This is a genomic window from Lentzea sp. NPDC042327 (assembly GCF_040647275.1).
GTDB lineage: Bacteria > Actinomycetota > Actinomycetes > Mycobacteriales > Pseudonocardiaceae > Lentzea.
The window spans coordinates 60683-78591 of the sequence record NZ_JBEZBX010000010.1 but is presented as its reverse complement, the minus strand read 5'-3'; the positions used below and the strand labels follow the sequence as shown (position 1 = coordinate 78591).

The 17909-nt window shown below is 72.6% G+C and carries 8 protein-coding genes; 3 read left to right on the top strand and 5 right to left on the bottom strand.

Annotation, left to right across the window (positions count from 1 at the left end):
* The first annotated feature begins 164 nt into the window (after positions 1 to 164).
* On the top strand, positions 165 to 2882 hold the full coding sequence (locus AB0A63_RS25400; RefSeq protein WP_360395768.1) for a BTAD domain-containing putative transcriptional regulator: 2718 nt from the start codon (positions 165 to 167) through the stop codon (positions 2880 to 2882).
* 3 nt (positions 2883 to 2885) lie between these two features.
* Here AB0A63_RS25400 and AB0A63_RS25395 read toward each other — a convergent pair whose 3' ends face one another.
* The 3 genes from AB0A63_RS25395 to eccCa form a co-directional block, all read right to left on the bottom strand.
* Positions 2886 to 5585: a BTAD domain-containing putative transcriptional regulator gene (locus AB0A63_RS25395; RefSeq protein ID WP_360395766.1), complete on the bottom strand. Its 2700-nt coding sequence runs from the start codon at positions 5583 to 5585 to the stop codon at positions 2886 to 2888.
* Positions 5586 to 5948: 363 nt separating this feature from the next.
* Positions 5949 to 8663, bottom strand: a complete 2715-nt coding sequence (locus AB0A63_RS25390) for a BTAD domain-containing putative transcriptional regulator (RefSeq protein ID WP_360395764.1) — start codon at positions 8661 to 8663, stop codon at positions 5949 to 5951.
* Between the two features lie 612 nt (positions 8664 to 9275).
* Positions 9276 to 13292 carry a type VII secretion protein EccCa gene (gene eccCa / locus AB0A63_RS25385; RefSeq protein ID WP_360395762.1) on the bottom strand — a complete coding sequence of 1339 codons (4017 nt, stop codon included), beginning with the start codon at positions 13290 to 13292 and terminating at the stop codon, positions 9276 to 9278.
* A gap of 231 nt (positions 13293 to 13523) precedes the next feature.
* On the opposite strand from eccCa, the gene eccD reads away from it, so the two are divergent.
* Complete coding sequence (gene eccD / locus AB0A63_RS25380) at positions 13524 to 14927, top strand: type VII secretion integral membrane protein EccD (protein ID WP_360395760.1); 1404 nt, start codon at positions 13524 to 13526, stop codon at positions 14925 to 14927.
* Positions 14924 to 16384, top strand: a complete 1461-nt coding sequence (gene mycP, locus AB0A63_RS25375) for a type VII secretion-associated serine protease mycosin (RefSeq protein ID WP_360395759.1) — start codon at positions 14924 to 14926, stop codon at positions 16382 to 16384. The genes eccD and mycP overlap by 4 nt, the downstream gene beginning before the upstream one ends.
* A gap of 61 nt (positions 16385 to 16445) precedes the next feature.
* Here the strand turns inward: mycP and AB0A63_RS25370 are convergent, their stop codons facing one another.
* Positions 16446 to 17525 carry a hypothetical protein gene (locus tag AB0A63_RS25370; protein ID WP_360395757.1) on the bottom strand — a complete coding sequence of 360 codons (1080 nt, stop codon included), beginning with the start codon at positions 17523 to 17525 and terminating at the stop codon, positions 16446 to 16448.
* Positions 17526 to 17539: 14 nt separating this feature from the next.
* Positions 17540 to 17872: a hypothetical protein gene (locus tag AB0A63_RS25365; protein WP_360395756.1), complete on the bottom strand. Its 333-nt coding sequence runs from the start codon at positions 17870 to 17872 to the stop codon at positions 17540 to 17542.
* Positions 17873 to 17909 lie beyond the last annotated feature (37 nt).

The window sequence follows — 17909 nt, the reverse complement described above, 5'->3', positions numbered from 1 at the left end:
CGCACATGCTTACCGGATGCGGCACAGCCGGACGACACGGATGGTCCAGGTGGCCACCGGGAGTTCACCGCGGATCACGGATTGCGACACACCGGTCACGCTGTGGGGCTTCGGGACGGGCGTGGGTCGCACCGGGACGGAGGGGCGGCCCTAAGCTCGTGCGCGTGCTGGGGGCCGAGTACCGCGTGCTGGGACCGCTGGACGTCCTCTTCGCCGGTGAACGGGTCGTGGTGCCGGCGGGCAAGGGCCGCGTGCTGCTCGCGACGCTGCTCCTGCGCCCCAACCGGTTCGTGTCGGTCGACGAGCTGGTCGAGCGCCTCTGGGACGGTTCACCGCCCTCGATCGACCGCGCGGTCAAGACGTTGCACATGACGGTCGCACGGCTGCGGCGGGCGCTCGGGCCGGCCAACTGCGTGGTCACCACCACGAACGGCTACCTCGCCGAGGTCGAGGACCTGGACCTGCTGCGGTTCCGTGCGTTGGCGCGCACCGACCCGCACGCCGCGCTGGCGCTGTGGCGCGGTCCGCTGCTCACCAACGTGACGTCCGACGCCCTGCACCGCGAGGACGTGCCTCGGCTCGTCGAGGAACGGCTGCTGGTGCTGGAGAAGCGCATCGAGGCCGACCTCGACGACGGCAGGGCCGGCGAGCTGGTGCCCGAGCTGCGGGCGCTGACCGCGGAGCACCCGTTGCGGGAGCGGTTCTGGGCCCAGCTGATGACCGCCCTGTACCGCTCGGACCGCCAGGCGGAGGCGCTGGAGGCGTTCAGCCGGGTCAGCCGGATGCTCGCCGACGAGCTCGGCATCGACCCCGGCACGGTGCTGCGGGAGCTGCACGGGTCGATCCTGCGCTCGGAGCCCGGCCCCGGACCCCGGCGGGCCGCCACCGGTCCCCGCCAGCTGCCACCGGACCTGCCGCGGTTCACCGGGCGGACCGAGGACCTCGCCCGGCTCGACCGGTCGCTGTCGGGAGGGCACCCGGTGGTGATCTCGGCGATCGCGGGCAGCGCCGGTGTCGGCAAGACCGCGCTCGCCGTGCACTGGGCGCACCGCGTGCAGGACCGGTTCCCGGACGGCCAGCTCGCCGTCAACCTGCGCGGGTACGACCGCGAGGAACCGCTGAGCCCGCACGACGCGCTCGACCAGCTGCTGCGCGGGCTCGGCCTGTCGTCGAAGGACATCCCGCTCGACACCGGTCAGCGCATCGGGACGTACCGCTCGCTGGTCGCCGACCGCCGCGTGCTGGTGCTGCTGGACAACGCGCGCACGGCCGAGCAGGTGCGGCCGTTGCTGCCCACCGGCGGCCGGTCCGTCGCGGTGATCACCAGCCGCTCCGACCTGCGCGGCCTGGTGGCGTTGAACGACGCCACGCTGCTGCAGCTCGGCGTGCTGCCGCTCGACGACGCGCTGGCGTTGCTGGAGAAGATGATCGGCGCCGCGCGCGTGCGCGCCGAGCAGGAGGCCACCGCGGAGCTGGCGCGGTTGTGCGTGTGCCTGCCGCTCGCGTTGCGGATCGCCGCGTCGATGCTCGCCGTCGAACCGGAGCGGTCCGTGCGCAGCCTCGTCGACCAGCTGCGGTCGGGGAACCGCCTGGCGGCGCTGGAGATCGGCGACGACCGTGAGGCGGCCGTGCGGGCCGCGTTCGACCTCTCCTGCACCGCGCTCGCGCCCGACGAACACCGCATGTTCCGGGTGCTCGGCCTGGCCCCGCGCGCCGACTTCACCCCGCGCTCCGCGGCGGCCCTGCTCGGCGTGAGCAGCGAGCGGGCGCTGGCGCTGCTGCGCACGCTGACCCGCTTCCACCTCGCGGAGGAGCACGCGCCGCAGCGGTTCTCGTTGCACGACCTGCTCTTCCTGCACGCCCGCGAGCGCGCCGACGCCGAGGAGACCGCCGAGCAGCGCAGGGCCGCCGTGGTGCGGTTCCTCGACCACCACCTGCACTCGGTCGACAACGCCGAACGCGCCCTCCGCGTCGACCGCCGCGACAAACCGCTCACCGAACGCGACCCGGTCGTCGAGGCGGCCGCGTTCACCGACCGCGAGGGCGCGCTCGCGTGGTGCCGGAACGAACACGGCCTGCTCGTCGAGCTCTGCGAGTTCGCACTGGCGGAGGGACACCTCGACCACGCGTGGATGCTGCCCGGCTGCCTGTGGAGCTACCTGCAGGTGAACGGGTCTGCCGACGACTTCTTCCGGCTCTACGCGATCGCGCTCGAAGCCGCCGAGCGGTCGGGGAACCGGTACGGCCAGTCGGTCGCGCTGCACAGCCTGGGCGTGGCGCACCGCAGGTCCGGCGACTTCGCGGAGGCGCTGCGGTCGCTCACCCTCGCCCTGGCCCTGCGGCGGGAGCACGGCGACCCGTGGACGCTCGCCACCACCGAGACCGAGCTCGCCAACGTCCACTTCGAACAGGGCGATCACCGGGAGTCGCTGCGGCACGACCGCGCGGCCGGCGAGCACTGGCGGGCGGCGGGCAACCCGCGCGGCTGGGCCAGGTCGCTGAACGCCGTCGCCATGACCCTCGTGGAGCTGGGCGAGTTCGCGGAGGCCGTCGAGACCGCCGACCGGGCCGCGGAGGTGTACGCCTCGCTGGGCGTCGTGGACGGCGCGCTGGAGGACACCAGGGCGCAGGCCAAGTTCCGGATGGGCGACCTCGACGGCGCGGTGCGGATCTACCGCGACCTGTTCGCCGGCCCGCTGCTCGACCAGGAGAGCAGCTTCACGCGCACCATGACCCTCCTCAGCGGCGCCGAGGTGTTCCGCGCGGCCGGTGACGTGACCGCCGCGCTGTCCTGCGCGCGCCAGGCCCTGGTCATCTCCGAACGCAGCGCACTGCGCAGGACGGGCGAGATCCGCGAGCTCGTCCGCGAGCTGGAGGCGTGAGCGTCAGCGGCGTTCCGGTACCAGCCCGGCGAGGCGCGCCCGCAGCCGGATGACCGCGCGCGCGTTGCCCTGCGCCTCCCGCATGAGCAGCGCTTCCTCCAGTGCCGCAACGGCTTCCGCGGCGCGACCGCGGCGCAGGTGTGCGTCGGCGATGTTCTCGTGCGTGACGGCGCGGACGGCGTTGGGCACCTCGTCGTCGGGCAGCGCCAGCACCTGGTGGAACGTGTCCATCGCCGCGTCGACCCGGCCGAGGCGGAGCTGGAGCAGGCCGCGCGTGTCCAGTGTGGACGGAAGCAGGTGGTCGATGCCGCCGCCGGTGATCGTGGCGTACGCCTCGTCGCTCGCGGCCAGCGCGGCCTCCAGGTCCTCCAGCGCCACGAGGGTCATGGCCTGGTTGTTCAACGCCATGGCGAGCCCGGCCGGGTCGCCCTGCTCGCGGCGGCGCCGCACGGCCCGTTCGTGCAGGGAGCGCGCGGACTCCAAGCGGCCCTGCCTGGCCTGGTTGACCGCCCACTGGTCGAGCGTGACGGCGATGCCGTGCAGGTGGCCGATGCCCTCCCGCACCTCCAGCGCCTCGGCGTAGGCGGTGTCGGCCTCCTCGAACGCCCCGAGCGCGCCGAGCGCGTTGCCCAGCGAGTGCAGGGTGTTGCCGACGGCGAACGGGTCCTCGGCGGCCCGTGCCGCCGCGAGCGCGACCTTGCACAGCTCGATGCGCTCGGAGGGGAGCTGGCGGAAGTTGAGGTAGCCGAACATCGTGGTGGGCAGCTGCCACGCGTGCTGGTGGTACCCGTGCTCACCGGCCAGGCGCGCGGCGGCCATCAGGTTGCGGTGCTCGGTCTCGCACCACGCGAGCGCGGCGGCCCGGTCGGCGAGCAGCGCCGGGTGCACGCCCTCGGCGAGCGGCGGCAGCGTCAGCGCGACGCGGGTGCGGCGCAGCAGCCGGTCGGCGCTCTCCGCCGTGTGCAGGTAGAAGTCCAGCAGCCGGCGCACCGCCTCGTGCCGCCCGGTGTCGGTGTCCTCGGCCACCGACCGCGTCTGCGAGTACGCCCGCAGCAGGTCGTGGCACGTGTAGCGGCCCGGTGCGCGTTCGACGGCCAGGTTCATGCGGGTGAGGACGTGCAACGACCGGCGCACCGCGGAACGGGGCCTGCCGTCGAGCGCGGCCGCCGCGTCCAGCGAGACGTCCGGGCCGGTGGCGAGCCCGAGCAGCCGGAATAGGCGGGCCGAGTCGGGGTCGAGGCAGCGGTAGGAGGTGGCGAAGACCGTCTCCACGCCGGTGAGCAGCCCGCCGCTCGCGTCGGACAGTTCATCGGCGAGCGCGCGCAGGGACAGCTCGGGCGCCCCGGCCGCCCGGGACGCGAGGACGGCGAGTGCGAGCGGGAGGCCGCCGCAGAACGCCACGAGGTCCGCGACCGCGTCCGGTTCGGCCCGCACCCGGTCGGCGCCGAGCCGCGCGGTGAGCAGCGCGACGGCCTCGGGCTCGGCGAGCACGTCCAGCGTCACCGGGAACGCGCCCTCCCGCACGACCAGCCCGGTGAACCGGTTGCGGCTGGTGAGCACGACCAGGCACCCGCGCCCGGCCGGCAGCAGCGGCCGGACCTGCTCGACGTCGCGGGCGTTGTCGAGCAGCACGAGCACGCGGCGGTCGGCGCTGACGCTGCGGAAGAGCGCGGCCCGTTCCGGCAGGTCCGCCGGCACCTTGCCGCCGGGCACGCCGAACGCGGCCAGGAACGAGGCCAGCACGGCGGACGGGTCGAGCGGCTGCGCGGACGGGTCGAAGCCGCGCAGGTCGACGTGGAGCTGGCCGTCGGGGAAGCGGTCGGCCACCGAGTGCGCCCAGCGGACGGCGAGCGCGGTCTTGCCGACGCCGGCCGTGCCGTCGATCGTGGCGATCACCACCGCCGTTCCCGCGTCCAGGAGCGCGGTGAGCTTCGCGAGCTCCGCGTCCCGCCCGGTGAAGTGCGCCGACGGTGCGGGCAGCTGCCGCGGCACGTCGCTGCGGGCCTCCGGGTCCTGCAACCGTTCGTGCAGCTCCCGCAGCTGCTGGCCGGGTTCGACGCCGAGCTCGTCGGCCAGGTGCGCGCGGATCTGCTCGTAGGCCGCGAGCGCGTCCCGCGGCCGGCCCGCCTGGTGCAGCGCCTGCACCAGCTGCGCCCAGAACCCCTCGCGCAACGGGTGCTCGCCGGTCAGCTCGCGCAGCTCGTCCACCAGCTCGGCACCCCGGCTCCGCGCGAGGTCGGCGTCGATCCTGCGGCCCAGCACCACCAGCCGTTCCTCGATCAGCGGCGGCACGTCTTCGTGGTGCAGGAGCACCGAGTCGACGTCCGCTGCCACCGGTCCCCGCCAGTGCGCCAGCGCCGCCGTGAACTCCCCGTCGGCCGCGAGCCGCCGGAACCGGGTCAGGTCCAGCCGCTCGGGGTCGACCTCGGCCAGGTACCCGCCGGTCGCCGTGCGCACGCAGTCCGCGTCCCCCAACGCCACCCGCAGCCGCCGCACCACCATCTGCAACGTCTTGTGCGCCCGGTCGACCGTCGGCGGCTCCCCGTCCCACAACCGGTCCACCAGCTCGTCCACCGGCACGAACCGGTTGGGCCGCAACAACAGCGTGGCGAGCAGCACCCGTCCGCGCCCGGCCGGCAACGGCACCGGCACGCCGTCACGCAGCACCTCGACCCGTCCGAGGACGCGGTACTCGACGTTCATGACTCCCTGCTCCCGTCCTCTTCGGACCCGGTGTGACCGATGTGTGAGCGCCGTGCGGCAACGTGGTGCTCGGCCGGGAACGGCAGCGACGGGAAAGCACCTGGGGGCTCGTCGCTGCCGCCCGGTGCTCGCCGCGGAGACGGCGCCCTCCCAGTCCGGCGAGCAGTGCCTGCGACCGTCCTGTCGCGACGGTGACGGATTCACCCGGTACTCGGCTCGCACACCCCTCCACCGGCTCGAAAACCCAGTCTAGGGGCCCTGTGGTCCCGGTGTGAGCGAAGTGTGAGCGGCCCCTGGCAGAGTTCTCCTCAGCGGTGCTGGTGGCACAGTTCCTGGGGGGTCACCAGCACCGCTCACCAGTTCTCAGCGGAGCTCGGCGAGCTTGGCGCGCACCTGCTCGGCGTCGGCGTGGTCGTTGTACTCGTAGGCCTCCAGTGCCTTCGTCCACCAGCTCCGCGCCGCGTCGGGCTCGCCCAGGCCGAGGTGCGCGTCGCCGAGGGTGTTGTGCACGTCGGCGATGTGGTGCCAGGAACCCTCGGTCTCGAAGTGCCCCAGCGCGAGGTGGGCGTTCTCGACCGCGACCGCGTGGTCGCCCAGCCCCACCTGGACGCTGGCCTTCATCGCGGCGAGGAGCCCCTTCCACTCCGCGGTCATGTCGACCGCGAACTCGGCCTCCCACTCCGCGCAGCACACGAGCGCCTCCGCGTACTCGCCCAGCTTGAGGTGGTCCGCCGCGACCTGGTGCAGCGCCATCCCGGTCTGCAACGGGTACGGCGTCGGCGACGCGCGCAACGTCGTGAGCGCCTCCTTGGACACCTCCAGCGCCTCCCGCAGCCGGCCCGCCTCACCCAGCGACCACGCGAGCCCGCTCAACGCGCGCGCCTGACCGGTCACGCGACCGACCTCGCGGTACACGTCGGCGCTGCGCGCGAAGAGGTCGCTGCCGTCGTCGAAGCGGCCGGCCCGGCAGTGGGCCACGGCGAGGGTGAACTGCATCCGGGCGTCCCAGAGGCGTTCACCGGTGTGCGTGACCGCTGCCACGGCGCCCTCCATCGACCAGACCCACTCCTGCCACGGGCCGACCCGGTCGACCAGGTCGAAGGTGAACCACGGCAGCTGCCAGGCGTAGCGGTGCAGGTCCCGTTCCGCGGCCTGGACCATGATCGCGCGCAGCACGGCGCGTTCGGCGCGGAACCAGTCGTCGGCCTCCTCGCGCCCGGCCGGCAGCTCCGGCCGCGTGCCCGGTGCCGGCCGCAGCTCGATCACCGCCTGCGCCTGCCTGCGCCCGGCGAAGCAGGAGGCGTCGATCGCGACCAGCGTGTGCAGGTAGTGGTCGTACATCCGCTCGACGGCTGCCGCCCTGGACTCGGCGGGCTCCTCGGCCTCCGCCCGGTCCGCCGCGTACACGCGCAGCAGGTCGTGGCTCGTGAACCGGCCGGGCACGGGCTCGGCGAGCAGGTTCGCCTCGACCAGCTCCCGCACGTGCCGCAGCGCCTCGTCCTCGGTGAGGCCGGCGAGGCTCGCGGTGGCCGCGACGGTGATGTCCGGCCCTGGGTGCACGCCGAGCAGCCGGAACACCCGCGCGGTCGCCGGGCCGAGCTGCCGGTAGGACCACTGGAAGACGGTGCGCACGGTGGTCGCCGCGTCACCGGTGTCCAGCGTGTCGAGGCGGGTGCGGGCGTCGGACAGCTCCGCGACCAGCCCGGCCAGCGGGAGCTCCGGCGACTGGGCGACGCGGGCCGCCACGATCGCGAGCGCCAGCGGCAGGCCACCGCACCACCGGATCAGCTCGTCGGCGTCACCCGCGCGCCGCGCACCGAGCCTGCTCACGATCAACGCGCGTGCCTCCGCGGGCGTGAGCACGTCCAGCGCCAGCTCGCGCGCACCCTCGTTCACGACCAGGCCGGTGAGCCGGTCGCGGCTCGTGACCAGCACGAACGACGACGACGGACCGGGCAGCAGCGGCCGCACGTGGTCGGGGTCGCGGGCGTTGTCGAGCAGCACGAGCACCCGGCGCTCAGCGACCAGGCTGCGGTACAGCGCCGACTGGGCGTCGAGCGCGGCCGGGATGCGGTCCGGCGGCACGCCGAGCGCTTCGAGGAACCGGCTGAGCGCGTCGCCGGGCGCCACCGGTTCGCGGTGGCGGTCGAACCCGCGCAGGTTCACGTAGAGCTGGCCGTCCGGGAACCGGTCCGCCGCACCCCGCGCCCAGTGCACGGCCAGTGTCGTCTTGCCGACGCCCGCGGTTCCGGTGATCGCCGCGACCACCAGCCCGTCGCCGGCTGCCAGTCCGGTCAGGTCGCGCAGCTCGGCGGACCGCCCGACGAACCGGGGTGTCGTCGTCGGCAGCTGGCGCGGGACCGGCCGGAGCACGGCCGCCGTCCTGCGCGCCGGAACGGGACCGGCGAGCACGCGCTGGTGCACCGCCCGCAGCTCGTCACCGGGGTCGACGCCGAGCTCGTCGGCCAGCAGCGCCCGGACCTCCCGGTAGGCGGCCAGCGCGCGTTCCTGCTGCCCCGACATCGCGAGCGCCAGCACCAGCTGCGCCCAGAACGCCTCGCGGAACGGGTGCTGGGCGGTGAGGCCGCGCAGCTCGGGCACCACCTCTGCGGCCCGGCCGGCGTCGAGGTCGGCGCTGATCCGCCGTTCCAGCGCGTGCAGCCACTCCTCGGTCACCAGCGGGACGTCGTGCTGGTGCAGGGCACCGGACCGCACGTCGACGAGCATCGGCCCGCGCCACAACCGGACGGCGGCGGCCAGCTCCCCCGCCGCGACCAACCGGCGGAACCGGGTCAGGTCGAGCGCGTCCACGGCCACCTCGGCGAGGTAACCACCGGTCGAGGTGCGCACGCAGTCCGCCTCGCCCAGCGCCCGGCGCAGCCGCATGACCACCGTGTGCAGCGTCTTGTGCGCCCGGTCCGGTGTCGGCGGCTCACCGTCCCAGAGCCGGTCGACCAGCGCGTCGATCGAGACGACCTGGTTGGGGCGCAACAACAACGTGGCGAGCAGCACTCGGCTCCGGCCGGCCGGCAGCGGCACGACGACCCCGTCGAGCAGCACCTCCAGCGGACCGAGCACCCGGTACTCGGCTAGGGCCTGTGTCGAGGTCCCGTTCGATGAGAGTCGCGCCTGAGGTGGTTCCTGGCGGTGCGGGCGACCAGCCCGCATACCGGTGTTGTATGTGGGCTGGTCGCCCGTGCCCCCGGGGGCCGCCTCAGGCCCGGCTGTCGCGAACATGGACCTCGACACAGGCCCTACCACGTTCCCCCTGTGTGACCGGATTGTGAGCGTCCGCGGAGACCATGTGCGTGGCCGGTTCGACCGCGGTTACCTCCCTCTTCACCGTGGCCGGACCGGCCTCTCCAGCAGCCCCGGCGACGCGTGCTCGCGGTGTGACCGGAGTGTGAGCGCCGTCGGGCAGAGTTCTCCTCAGCCGGACGACGAGAGCGGCAACGCAAGCCCTGGGGGGTGTCGCGACCGTCGTGGTCCTGCCGGATCGGCCCTCCCCAGTGGGTCGGACCGGAAGGGCGTCGGTTCTTGGGGGGAACCGGACAGTCCCCTGCTGTTCGGTGGGCCCGCAGCTTCGGCTGCGGGCCCTTTTCACGTGCACCGGTCCACGAGGGCCTTTCTCCGTGCCGGAAACCGGAGCGGCCCCCGCCGCGGAACGACGGGGGCCACCGGGCGGAACGGCTAGTCCGGAGCGATCCAGGCGAACTGGATGCGCTGCTGACCGTGCTTGCGGGTCACCAGGGTGCCGCGGCCGGGAGGCTGGGGCGACGGCTTCAGCGTGCCGATGATCGCGCCCTCCTCCTTCGAGCCGGAGCCGACGAAGATCGGGGCCGCGATCTCCTTCAGCTTGCCCATCACCGGGTCGTACATGGCGCGGGAGGCGCCACCCATGCGGCGGACGACGACCACGTGCAGACCGACGTCCTTGGCCTGCGGGATGAACTCGGCGATCGGCTGCAGCGGGTTCGCGGCGCCCTGCGGGGCGACGAGGTCGTAGTCGTCCACGACGACGAAGACCTCGGGGCCGGTCCACCAGGAGCGGTTCTTGAGCTGTTCCTGGGTGACGTCCGGGCCGGGCATGCGGCGGCCGAGGGAACCGCGCACCTCCTTGATCGTGTCAGCGAACTGGGTCGACGACACGGCGTAGGTCAGGAGGTGGTCGGTGTCGATGAAGCCGAGCATCGTGCGGCGGTAGTCCGCGAGGACGATCAGCGCCTCCGAGGAGGTGTAGCTCTGCATGATGCCGCGGACGATCGTGCGCAGGATGTTCGTCTTGCCCGACTCGCCGTCGGCCAGCGCCATGAAGTGCGGGTCCGCGTCGAAGTCGAAGTAGACCGGCGCGAGCTCGTCCTCGTTGACGCCGACCGGGACCAGGTGGCCGCGATTGGGGTTGACCTGCTGGACCTGCGCCATGAGCTGCGCGTGCTCCAGCACGTCGGGCAGCATCCGCACCTGCGGCGCGCGCGGGCCCTGCCAGGCCTGGTTGAGCTTGGCGTCGAGGTCCTGGACACCCGCGGAGATCGTGGTCGGGTCCTGCGAGGTGTCGATGCGCGGCAGTGCCGTGAGGAAGTGCAGCTTGTCGCCGGTCAGACCGCGACCGGGACGGCCGGGGGGCACGTTGGCCGCGACCTTGCGGTCGATCTCGGACTCGCTCGGGTCACCGAGGCGCAGCTCGAAGCGGGTGCCGAGGAGGTCCTTCATCGCGGGCCGGATCTCCGCCCACCGGTTCGCGGCGACGATCACGTGGACGCCGTAGGACAGACCCTGGGCGGCGAGCGCCTGGATCTGCGGCTCGACCATCTCGAACTCCTGGCGGAAGTTCATCCAGCCGTCGACGACCAGGAACGCGTCGCCGAAGTGGTCGTCCTTGATCTCACCGCGGCGCTTGCGGTTGCGGAACTCGACCATCGAGTCGATCCGCTGCTCGCGCCACCGCAGCTCGCGCTCGGTGATCAGGGTCTGCAGCTCGGCCACCATGCGGCGGACCTTGTCGACGTCGAGACGGCCGGCGAAGCCACCGACGTGCGGCAGGTTCTCCATCGCGGCGAGCGTGCCACCACCGAGGTCGATGCAGTAGAACTGCGCCTCCTGCGGGGTGTGCGTGAGCGCCATCGAGGCGATGATCGACCGCAGCAGCGTCGACTTGCCCGACTGCGGGCCACCGACGACCGCACCGTGGCCCGCGGCACCGGAGAAGTCGGCCCACAGCAGGTCGCGGCGCTGCTCGAACGGCTTGTCGACCACGCCGACCGAGATCTGCAGCATGCCGTTGGCCGGGTACTGCGGCGGCGTGAGGCCCCGGTCCGGCGTCACGTCGAGCGGCGGCAGCATCGTGTCCATCGTCGGCGGCTCGTTGAGCGGCGGCAGCCACACCTCGTGCGCGGGCGGGCCCTGGCCGACGAGGCGGTCGACGATCAGCTCGAGCTGCGTCGGCTCGTTCGCGTCCTCCTTGACCGGTGCGGCCGCGACCGCGACCGGCTCGACGGGGCGCTCCGGCTCCTTCGGCATCTCGATGAAGTCCGGGACGAAGAACCGCGGGCGCTTGTCGCTGCGCACGGCCACCGACTCACCGGCGGACTGCATGCCGGACGGCCGGTAGGTGCCCGAGACGTAGAGCGCCTTGAACCTGGTCAGCGGCATGCCCTGCACGCTGAGGTAGCCGGAGCCCGGGATCGGCGGCAGCTCGTAGGCGTCGGGCACGCCGATCGCCGCACGCGACTCGGCCGCGTTGAACGTCTTCAGACCGATCCGGTACGAGAGGAACGTGTCCAGGCCGCGCAGCTTGCCCTCCTCCAGCCGCTGCGACGCGAGGAGCATGTGCATCTGCAGCGACCGGCCGACACGACCGATCTGGAGGAAGATGTCGATGAAGTCCGGCTTCGCCGTCAGCATCTCGGAGAACTCGTCGATGCAGATGAAGAGCGCGGGCAGCGGGTCGAGCTGGGCGCCGTTCTCGCGGGCCTTCTCGTAGTCCCAGACGTTCTTGTAGTTGCCCTTCGCGAGGACCTCCTGCCGGCGCGAGACCTCACCGGCGATGGCGTCCTTCATGCGGTCGACGAGGCTGAGGTCGCCGGCCAGGTTGGTGATCGTCGCGGCGACGTGCGGTGCCTTGTCCAGACCGAGGAACGTCGCACCACCCTTGAAGTCGACGAGGATCATGTTGAGCGCGGTCGACGAGTGCGACGCCAGCAGGCCGAGCACCAGCGTGCGGAGGAACTCCGACTTGCCGGAACCGGTCGCGCCGATGCACAGGCCGTGCGGGCCCATGCCGTCCTCCGCGGCCTCCTTGATGTCGAGCTCGACCTGCTGGCCGTGCTCGCCGATGCCGAACGGGATGCGGTAGCGGTCGCGCTTGGGCCGGGGCCGCCACGCCTGCTGCACGTCGAACGTGATCGGGTCGCCGGGGATGCCCATGAACTCGAGCAGCGGCGGGTTGTTGTTCATCGCCAACGGGTCCTCGCCACCGTCGCCGCCGACGTCGCCCGCCGCACCCATGCGGTACGGGGCGAGCCTGCGGGCCAGTGCCTCGGCCTCGACGACGGACAGGCCGTCCGGTGCGCCGAACCACTCGACGCCGCTCGCGGAACGGGCGCCCAGCTGGTTGTTCTCGATGACCAGGCGCAGACCGCGGCGGGCGGTCAGGTTGCCCAGGCACTCGGAGAGGTCGAGCAGCGTGACGCCGACCAGCCCCTCCTCCAGGATGATCATCTCTTCGCGGCTGATGTCGCCGTCGTCGATCACGATCACGATGTGCGGCTGGTCGGGCGGCGGCGGGGCGTTGCGGGTGAACCGCTGCCGGTCGCGCAGGTACTCGTCGAGCATCGCCTCGACCTCGGCGAGCGAGTTCGCCATCATGCGGCGCTGGCCGATGCCGTCGATGTCGGTGGGGTGCTGCACGTGCGGCAGCCACTTCGCCCACTCCCACTGCTGCTTGGTGCGGCCCGCGCTGACGACCGCGATCAGCAGGTCGTCAGGGGCGTGGAAGGTGACGAGCTGGGCGAGCAGGGCGCGGGCGAGGTTGCGGCGGTCCTCGATGTCGCCGAGCAGGCCGACGGCGGCGAACCCGCGCAGAGCGATGGAGATCGGCAGGTCGGGGACGAGCGAGTGGGCGCGCACGAACCGGCGCAGCGCCAGCGTCGCGATCGGCTCCAGCTCCTCGACGGGACCGGTCTGCGGCGGCACCAGGCGGGTGGCGAGGCGCTGCGAGCCCCGTCCCGCGCGCAGGTGGCAGAAGTCGGGGTCGTTCTGGCGGCGTTCCCACATGCGCCGGGTGGTGGCGAGCGACCACAGCTGCTGCGGGTCCGGGTGCACCCACTCGCGCTCGGCGCGCTGCTCGTCGGCGGCTTCGCGGGCGCGGTCGCGCATCTGGCCGAGGTACCGCAGGTAGTCCTTGCGGTCCTCGTTCATCTCGGCTTTCTTCTGGCCCTTGCCGGAGCCCATGCCGCTGGCCATCATGCCGACGGTCGAGATGAGCATCATGCCCGGCATGAGCATCGCCATGGGCTGCCTGTTCGAGTACACGAACATCATGCCCATCATGCCCACGGAGGCGACGATCATGACGACGGGCATCGCCTTCATCATGATGTTGCCGGGGATGATCCTGGGGACCTCGGGTGGCGGCTCGAGGTGCACCTCGCCGCCAGGAGGCCGGGGAGCAGCAAGGCGTGCCGTTCGCTTGAACTGCAGCGTGCTCAACTGACAGGCACCTCTTCGACTCGTTACGCCACCAGTAGCAACCGACACTATTGCGCATCCGCGCGCGCGACGAAGCTGGGTCGGGAAAAAACCCAGTCTGACGGGTTCCGGCGAACCACACGTGCAACAGGCGTCGGTCCGGCCATACTAGGGCCGCCCGACGAGCGGCCAGCTGGACGAATAGGGTCGGGCCGTTGATTCGTAAGTGCTGATCTGACTTAGGGGGCCCTGGTGGCGACCGGTACGACGGTGTTCAGCCGTGTCACGGTGGTGGCACCTCGAACGCGTATCGACGTCGCGCTGCCTGCCGACGTGGCGGTGGCCGATCTCCTGCCGATGCTGCTCGACATGGCGAGGGAGGCCACTCCGGACGGTGGTGTCCGGCACGGCGGCTGGTGCCTCGCGAAGCTCGGCGACAGCCCGCTCGACCCGGCGCGCACGCTCGCGTCGCTCGGCGTGGTCGACGGCGAGCTGCTGCAGTTGCGGCGCCGCAACGAGAACCCGCCGCCGCCGCTGTACGACGACGTGGTCGACGCGATCGCCGAGTCCGACCCCGACTCGTTCCGGCCGTGGACGAAGGAGACCGCGCAGAAGTTCGGTCACCTCGCGGGCGCGCTCGCGCTGATCGCCTCCGCGGTGGCGCTGTTCCTGTCCGGCCCGGTCGTGACCGCCGGCAAGGGGAGCGCCCTCGCGGCCGCCATCGCCGCCGGTGTGGCCGCCGTCGCCGCGCTCGCCACGGGCGCGACCATCGCGCGCGCCTACAAGGCGGTGTCGACCGGTGTGCTGATCGCCGCGTGCGGTTCGCTGCCGATGGCGTTCGTCGCGGGCTTCCACGCGGTGCCGGGCGTCAACTTCGAGCCGAAGATGCTGCTCGCGTCCGCGCTCATGATGATCTTCGCGTGGGGCGGCATCCTGCTGATCGGCCAGGGCGTCACGGTGTTCATCGCCGCGGCCACGGCCGGCACGATCGCCGCGCTCGCGTTCCTCGTCGCCACGTTCGTCGAGCACCCGCTGGCCGGTGTGGCCGCGGCGGCCGGCGCGGTGGCGCTGGGCGCGATGTCGATGCTGCCCCGGCTCACGCTGCAGCTCGCCAAGATCCCGCCGCCCGTCGTGCCGACGAACGCGGAGGACCTCAAGGAGGACAGCGGCTTCCCGGAGTTCGCGGTCATCGAGCGCCGCACGGCCGTCGCCCACGAGTACCTCACCGGCATGATCATCGGCACCGGCGTGATCGCCGCGCTGGCCGCGATCGTCGCGTCCGGCGACGGCACGGTCTGGGGCCCGATCTACGGCGTCGTCGTCTCGATCGTGCTGATGATGCGCGGTCGTGCGTACGCGAACGGTGCGCAGGCCGTGGCGCTGCTCTCGACCGGCATGTTCGCCGCGGCGGGCATCCTGGTCGCCTGGATCGCCAAGGCCTCCGAGTTCAACCTGATCGTATTCGTCTTCGGCACGCTGCTCGTGCTGGGCGCGGCCGCGCTGGTGCTCGGCGTGATCTTCCCCGGCCAGAAGTTCTCGCCGCCGCTGCGCCGCACGGTGGACATCCTGGAGGCGATCCTCATCGCCGCCGTGGTGCCGCTGGCGCTCGCGGTCATGGACATGTACTCCGTCTTCCGGAGCCTGATCACGCCATGAGGACCGGTATCAGGCGCACCACGGCGGCTGCGACCGCCGGACTGCTGCTGCTGACGGGAGCGGTGCCCGCCGCCGCCTCCGCCGCACAACCGTCGTCAGCGCAACCGCCGTCCTCGACGTCCGCAGCGGCGCCGACGTCGGCGACGGGTTCGGCGCCCAAGGTGAACTCGGAGCCGCCACCGCTGCCGCCCGGTACCGCGCCGCCGAAGGACACCGGTCAGCCGGATGTGGAGTACAAGCGCACCAACAAGGAGTGCGTGGCGTCCGACACCAAGAACGAGCTCATCGAAGAGATGCCGTGGGGCCAGCTGAGCCTCAACCTCGAAGAGGCGCACCGGTTCGCGACCGGCAAGAACGTCGTGATCGCGATCATCGACACCGGTGTCGACCCCCGCAACCCGCGGCTCGCCGGCCGCGTCGACCCCGGCGGCGACTACGTCGACAAGACCAAGAACGGCACTGACGACTGCGACGGCCACGGCACCGAGGTGGCCGGCGTCGCCGCCGCGAAGAAGACCGAGGGCGACTTCGTCGGCGCCGCACCGGACGCGCGAATCCTGGCCATCCGCCAGACCAGCGACCGCTACGAGTTCAAGGGCGACGCGACGAACGAGGCCCGCAAGGGCGCGGGCAAGGTCAAGACGCTGGCCGAGGCGATCGTGCGCGCGGCCGACAAGGGCGCGGGCGTCATCAACATCTCGCTGACGAACTGCGGCACCCCCAAGGGGTTCAGCCAGGACGACCGGAACCTGCAAGCCGCCATCCGGTACGCGGTGGACGTGCAGGACGTCGTGGTGGTCACGGCCGCGGGCAACAAGGACGATCAGGGCAACGGCTGCCCGGCCCAGAACGACAACATGGACCCGAACAACGTCAAGGTGATCTCGTCCCCGGCGTGGTTCGCCGACGACGTGCTCTCGGTGGCGTCGATCGCGCGGTCCGGCGAGGTCTCCGAGTTCAGCATCTGGGGCCCGTGGGTCAGCATCGCCGCCCCCGGCGAGGGCATCATCTCGGTCGACCCCAAGGGTGACGGCCTCACCAACGCGAACGTCACCGCGCAGGGCACCAGCGACATCAAGGGCACCAGCTTCGCCTCGCCCTACGTCGCGGGCATCGCCGCGCTGGTGCGCGAGCGGTTCCCGGAGCTGAAGGCGCGCCAGGTGATGGCGCGGTTGAAGGCGACGGCGCTGCAGCCGGGCAACGTGACCGGCAAGGACCACAAGTCCGGCCACGGCATGGTGAACCCGGTCGCGGCGCTCACCGCCGTGCTCCCGGCGGAGGCCGCGGGCTTCACGGCGCCGGAGCCGAAGGTGATGGTCACCGCGCCCACGCCGCCGAAGAGCCTGGACTGGCCGCCGATCATCGTGGCGTTGTCCGGGATCGGCATCGGTGCGGTGCTGCTGGCGCTGACGCTGTTCGTCCGCAACTCGAACCGCAAGCGCGGCGGCACGGCCTAGCCGCGGAACGACAACGGCCCCGCTCGGACGTCGAGCGGGGCCGTTGTCGTTCCGCCGGGGGTCAGTCCTCGCCGATGACCTTGGGAGCGGCCTTCTTCGGCTTGCCGAGCACGTCCTCGACGGAACCGGTGAGCCGGTGCTTCGACTTGTGCTCCTTGTCGCCGCCCTGCTGCCCGCCACCGCCCATCGCGCCCATCATCGGCGCCATGCCGCCCATCATCGCGCCACCGCCGGGAGCGGCCCCGGAACGGCCACCGGCGGCCGCGGCCGTCGTTCCGCCCGCGGCACCCTGCTCGGCGGGCGGCAGGCTCTCACTGACGCCCGTGGCCCCGCCGAACTGCATCTGCTGCGCCGCGGCCGGAGCGCCCGTGCCACCCACACCACCCGCGCCGACACCGCTGCCGCCGACACCGCTCGCACCGACACCGCCTCCGGAGCCGGGAGCGCCGCCACCGGTCGCCGCGGCCGCCGTCGCGGAGGCCCCTGCCGGTTCCGGTGCCGTCACGGCCGGCTTGGCGGGCGGGGCGTACGTCCAGTTCTGCTCGGGGTACCGGTGCTCCATCCGCACGGCGCCGAAGCCGCCCTCCACGCCGGCGACCCCGTCGCACAGCGCGAGGAACGCCTCCAGCACCTGCCGGCCGGACTCGAACAGCTCGCGCACCGGGTCCCTGAGGTCCTCGATGTGCACGCGCGCCCGGTTGTCGCCCTCCAGCGGCAGCGCCGCCACGCCGGACACCGAGTCCGCGGCGTCGGCCAGCACGTGGGCCATGTCCCGCACGATGTCGCGCACCGCGTCGGCGGTCTCCTCCAGCGCGTCGGCCATCGCGGTCATCGCGTCGGACATGTCGCCGCCGGCGAGCCCGACCTTGCGCATGTGCTCCAGGAACGCGTCGGCGTCCCTGCCCTGCCACGCCGCGTCGACACCGCCGAGCGGGCCAGCGACGTGCTTGGTGACCGCCTCGGTGACCCTGGCGGCCTTGCGCCAGCGCTCCGCTTCCTCGCGCAGGTCGTTCCAGTCGCCGACGAGCGGGTCGAAGAACTCGTGGACGAGGTCGACCACGCCCAGCCTGCGGCTCACCCGCGAGAGGAAGTCGAGCTCGGGACCCACCTCGGCCGCGATCTGCCTGCCGTCCTCGGCCACCTTCGAGCTCCCCACTACCTGCGATCGGCCTTCTTGAGACCGTGGACGGCCTCTTCCTCGCTGTACCCGTGGTGCTCCGCCACGGCGTGCAGCCCCTTGGCCGCCGCGTCCAGGGTGTCGCAGGCGCGGGCGAGCTGGGAGTTGAGCAGCTCGGCCGCCCGCGCGTAGCCCCGGGCACTGCCCAGTGCCCTGCCGACCTCGCCGAACGACTCCGGCCGCAGCGGTGACACCCTCATGGCGTCCCGCACGCGCCGCAGGTCGTCGGTCGTGCCGTCGATCCGGTCGGCGTACCTCTCAAGCCACTCGGGGTTGACGGCGATTCGACCGGCCACGGACTGTCCCTTCACGACGGTGCCACCTCGGGTGCACCCCTACGACTGCGGT

Coding starts and splice junctions, on each gene's coding strand:
- AB0A63_RS25395 (WP_360395766.1), bottom strand. CDS start 5,585: ATGAACGTCGAGTACCGCGTCCTCGGACGGGTCGAGGTGCTGCGTGAC.
- mycP (WP_360395759.1), top strand. CDS start 14,924: ATGAGGACCGGTATCAGGCGCACCACGGCGGCTGCGACCGCCGGACTG.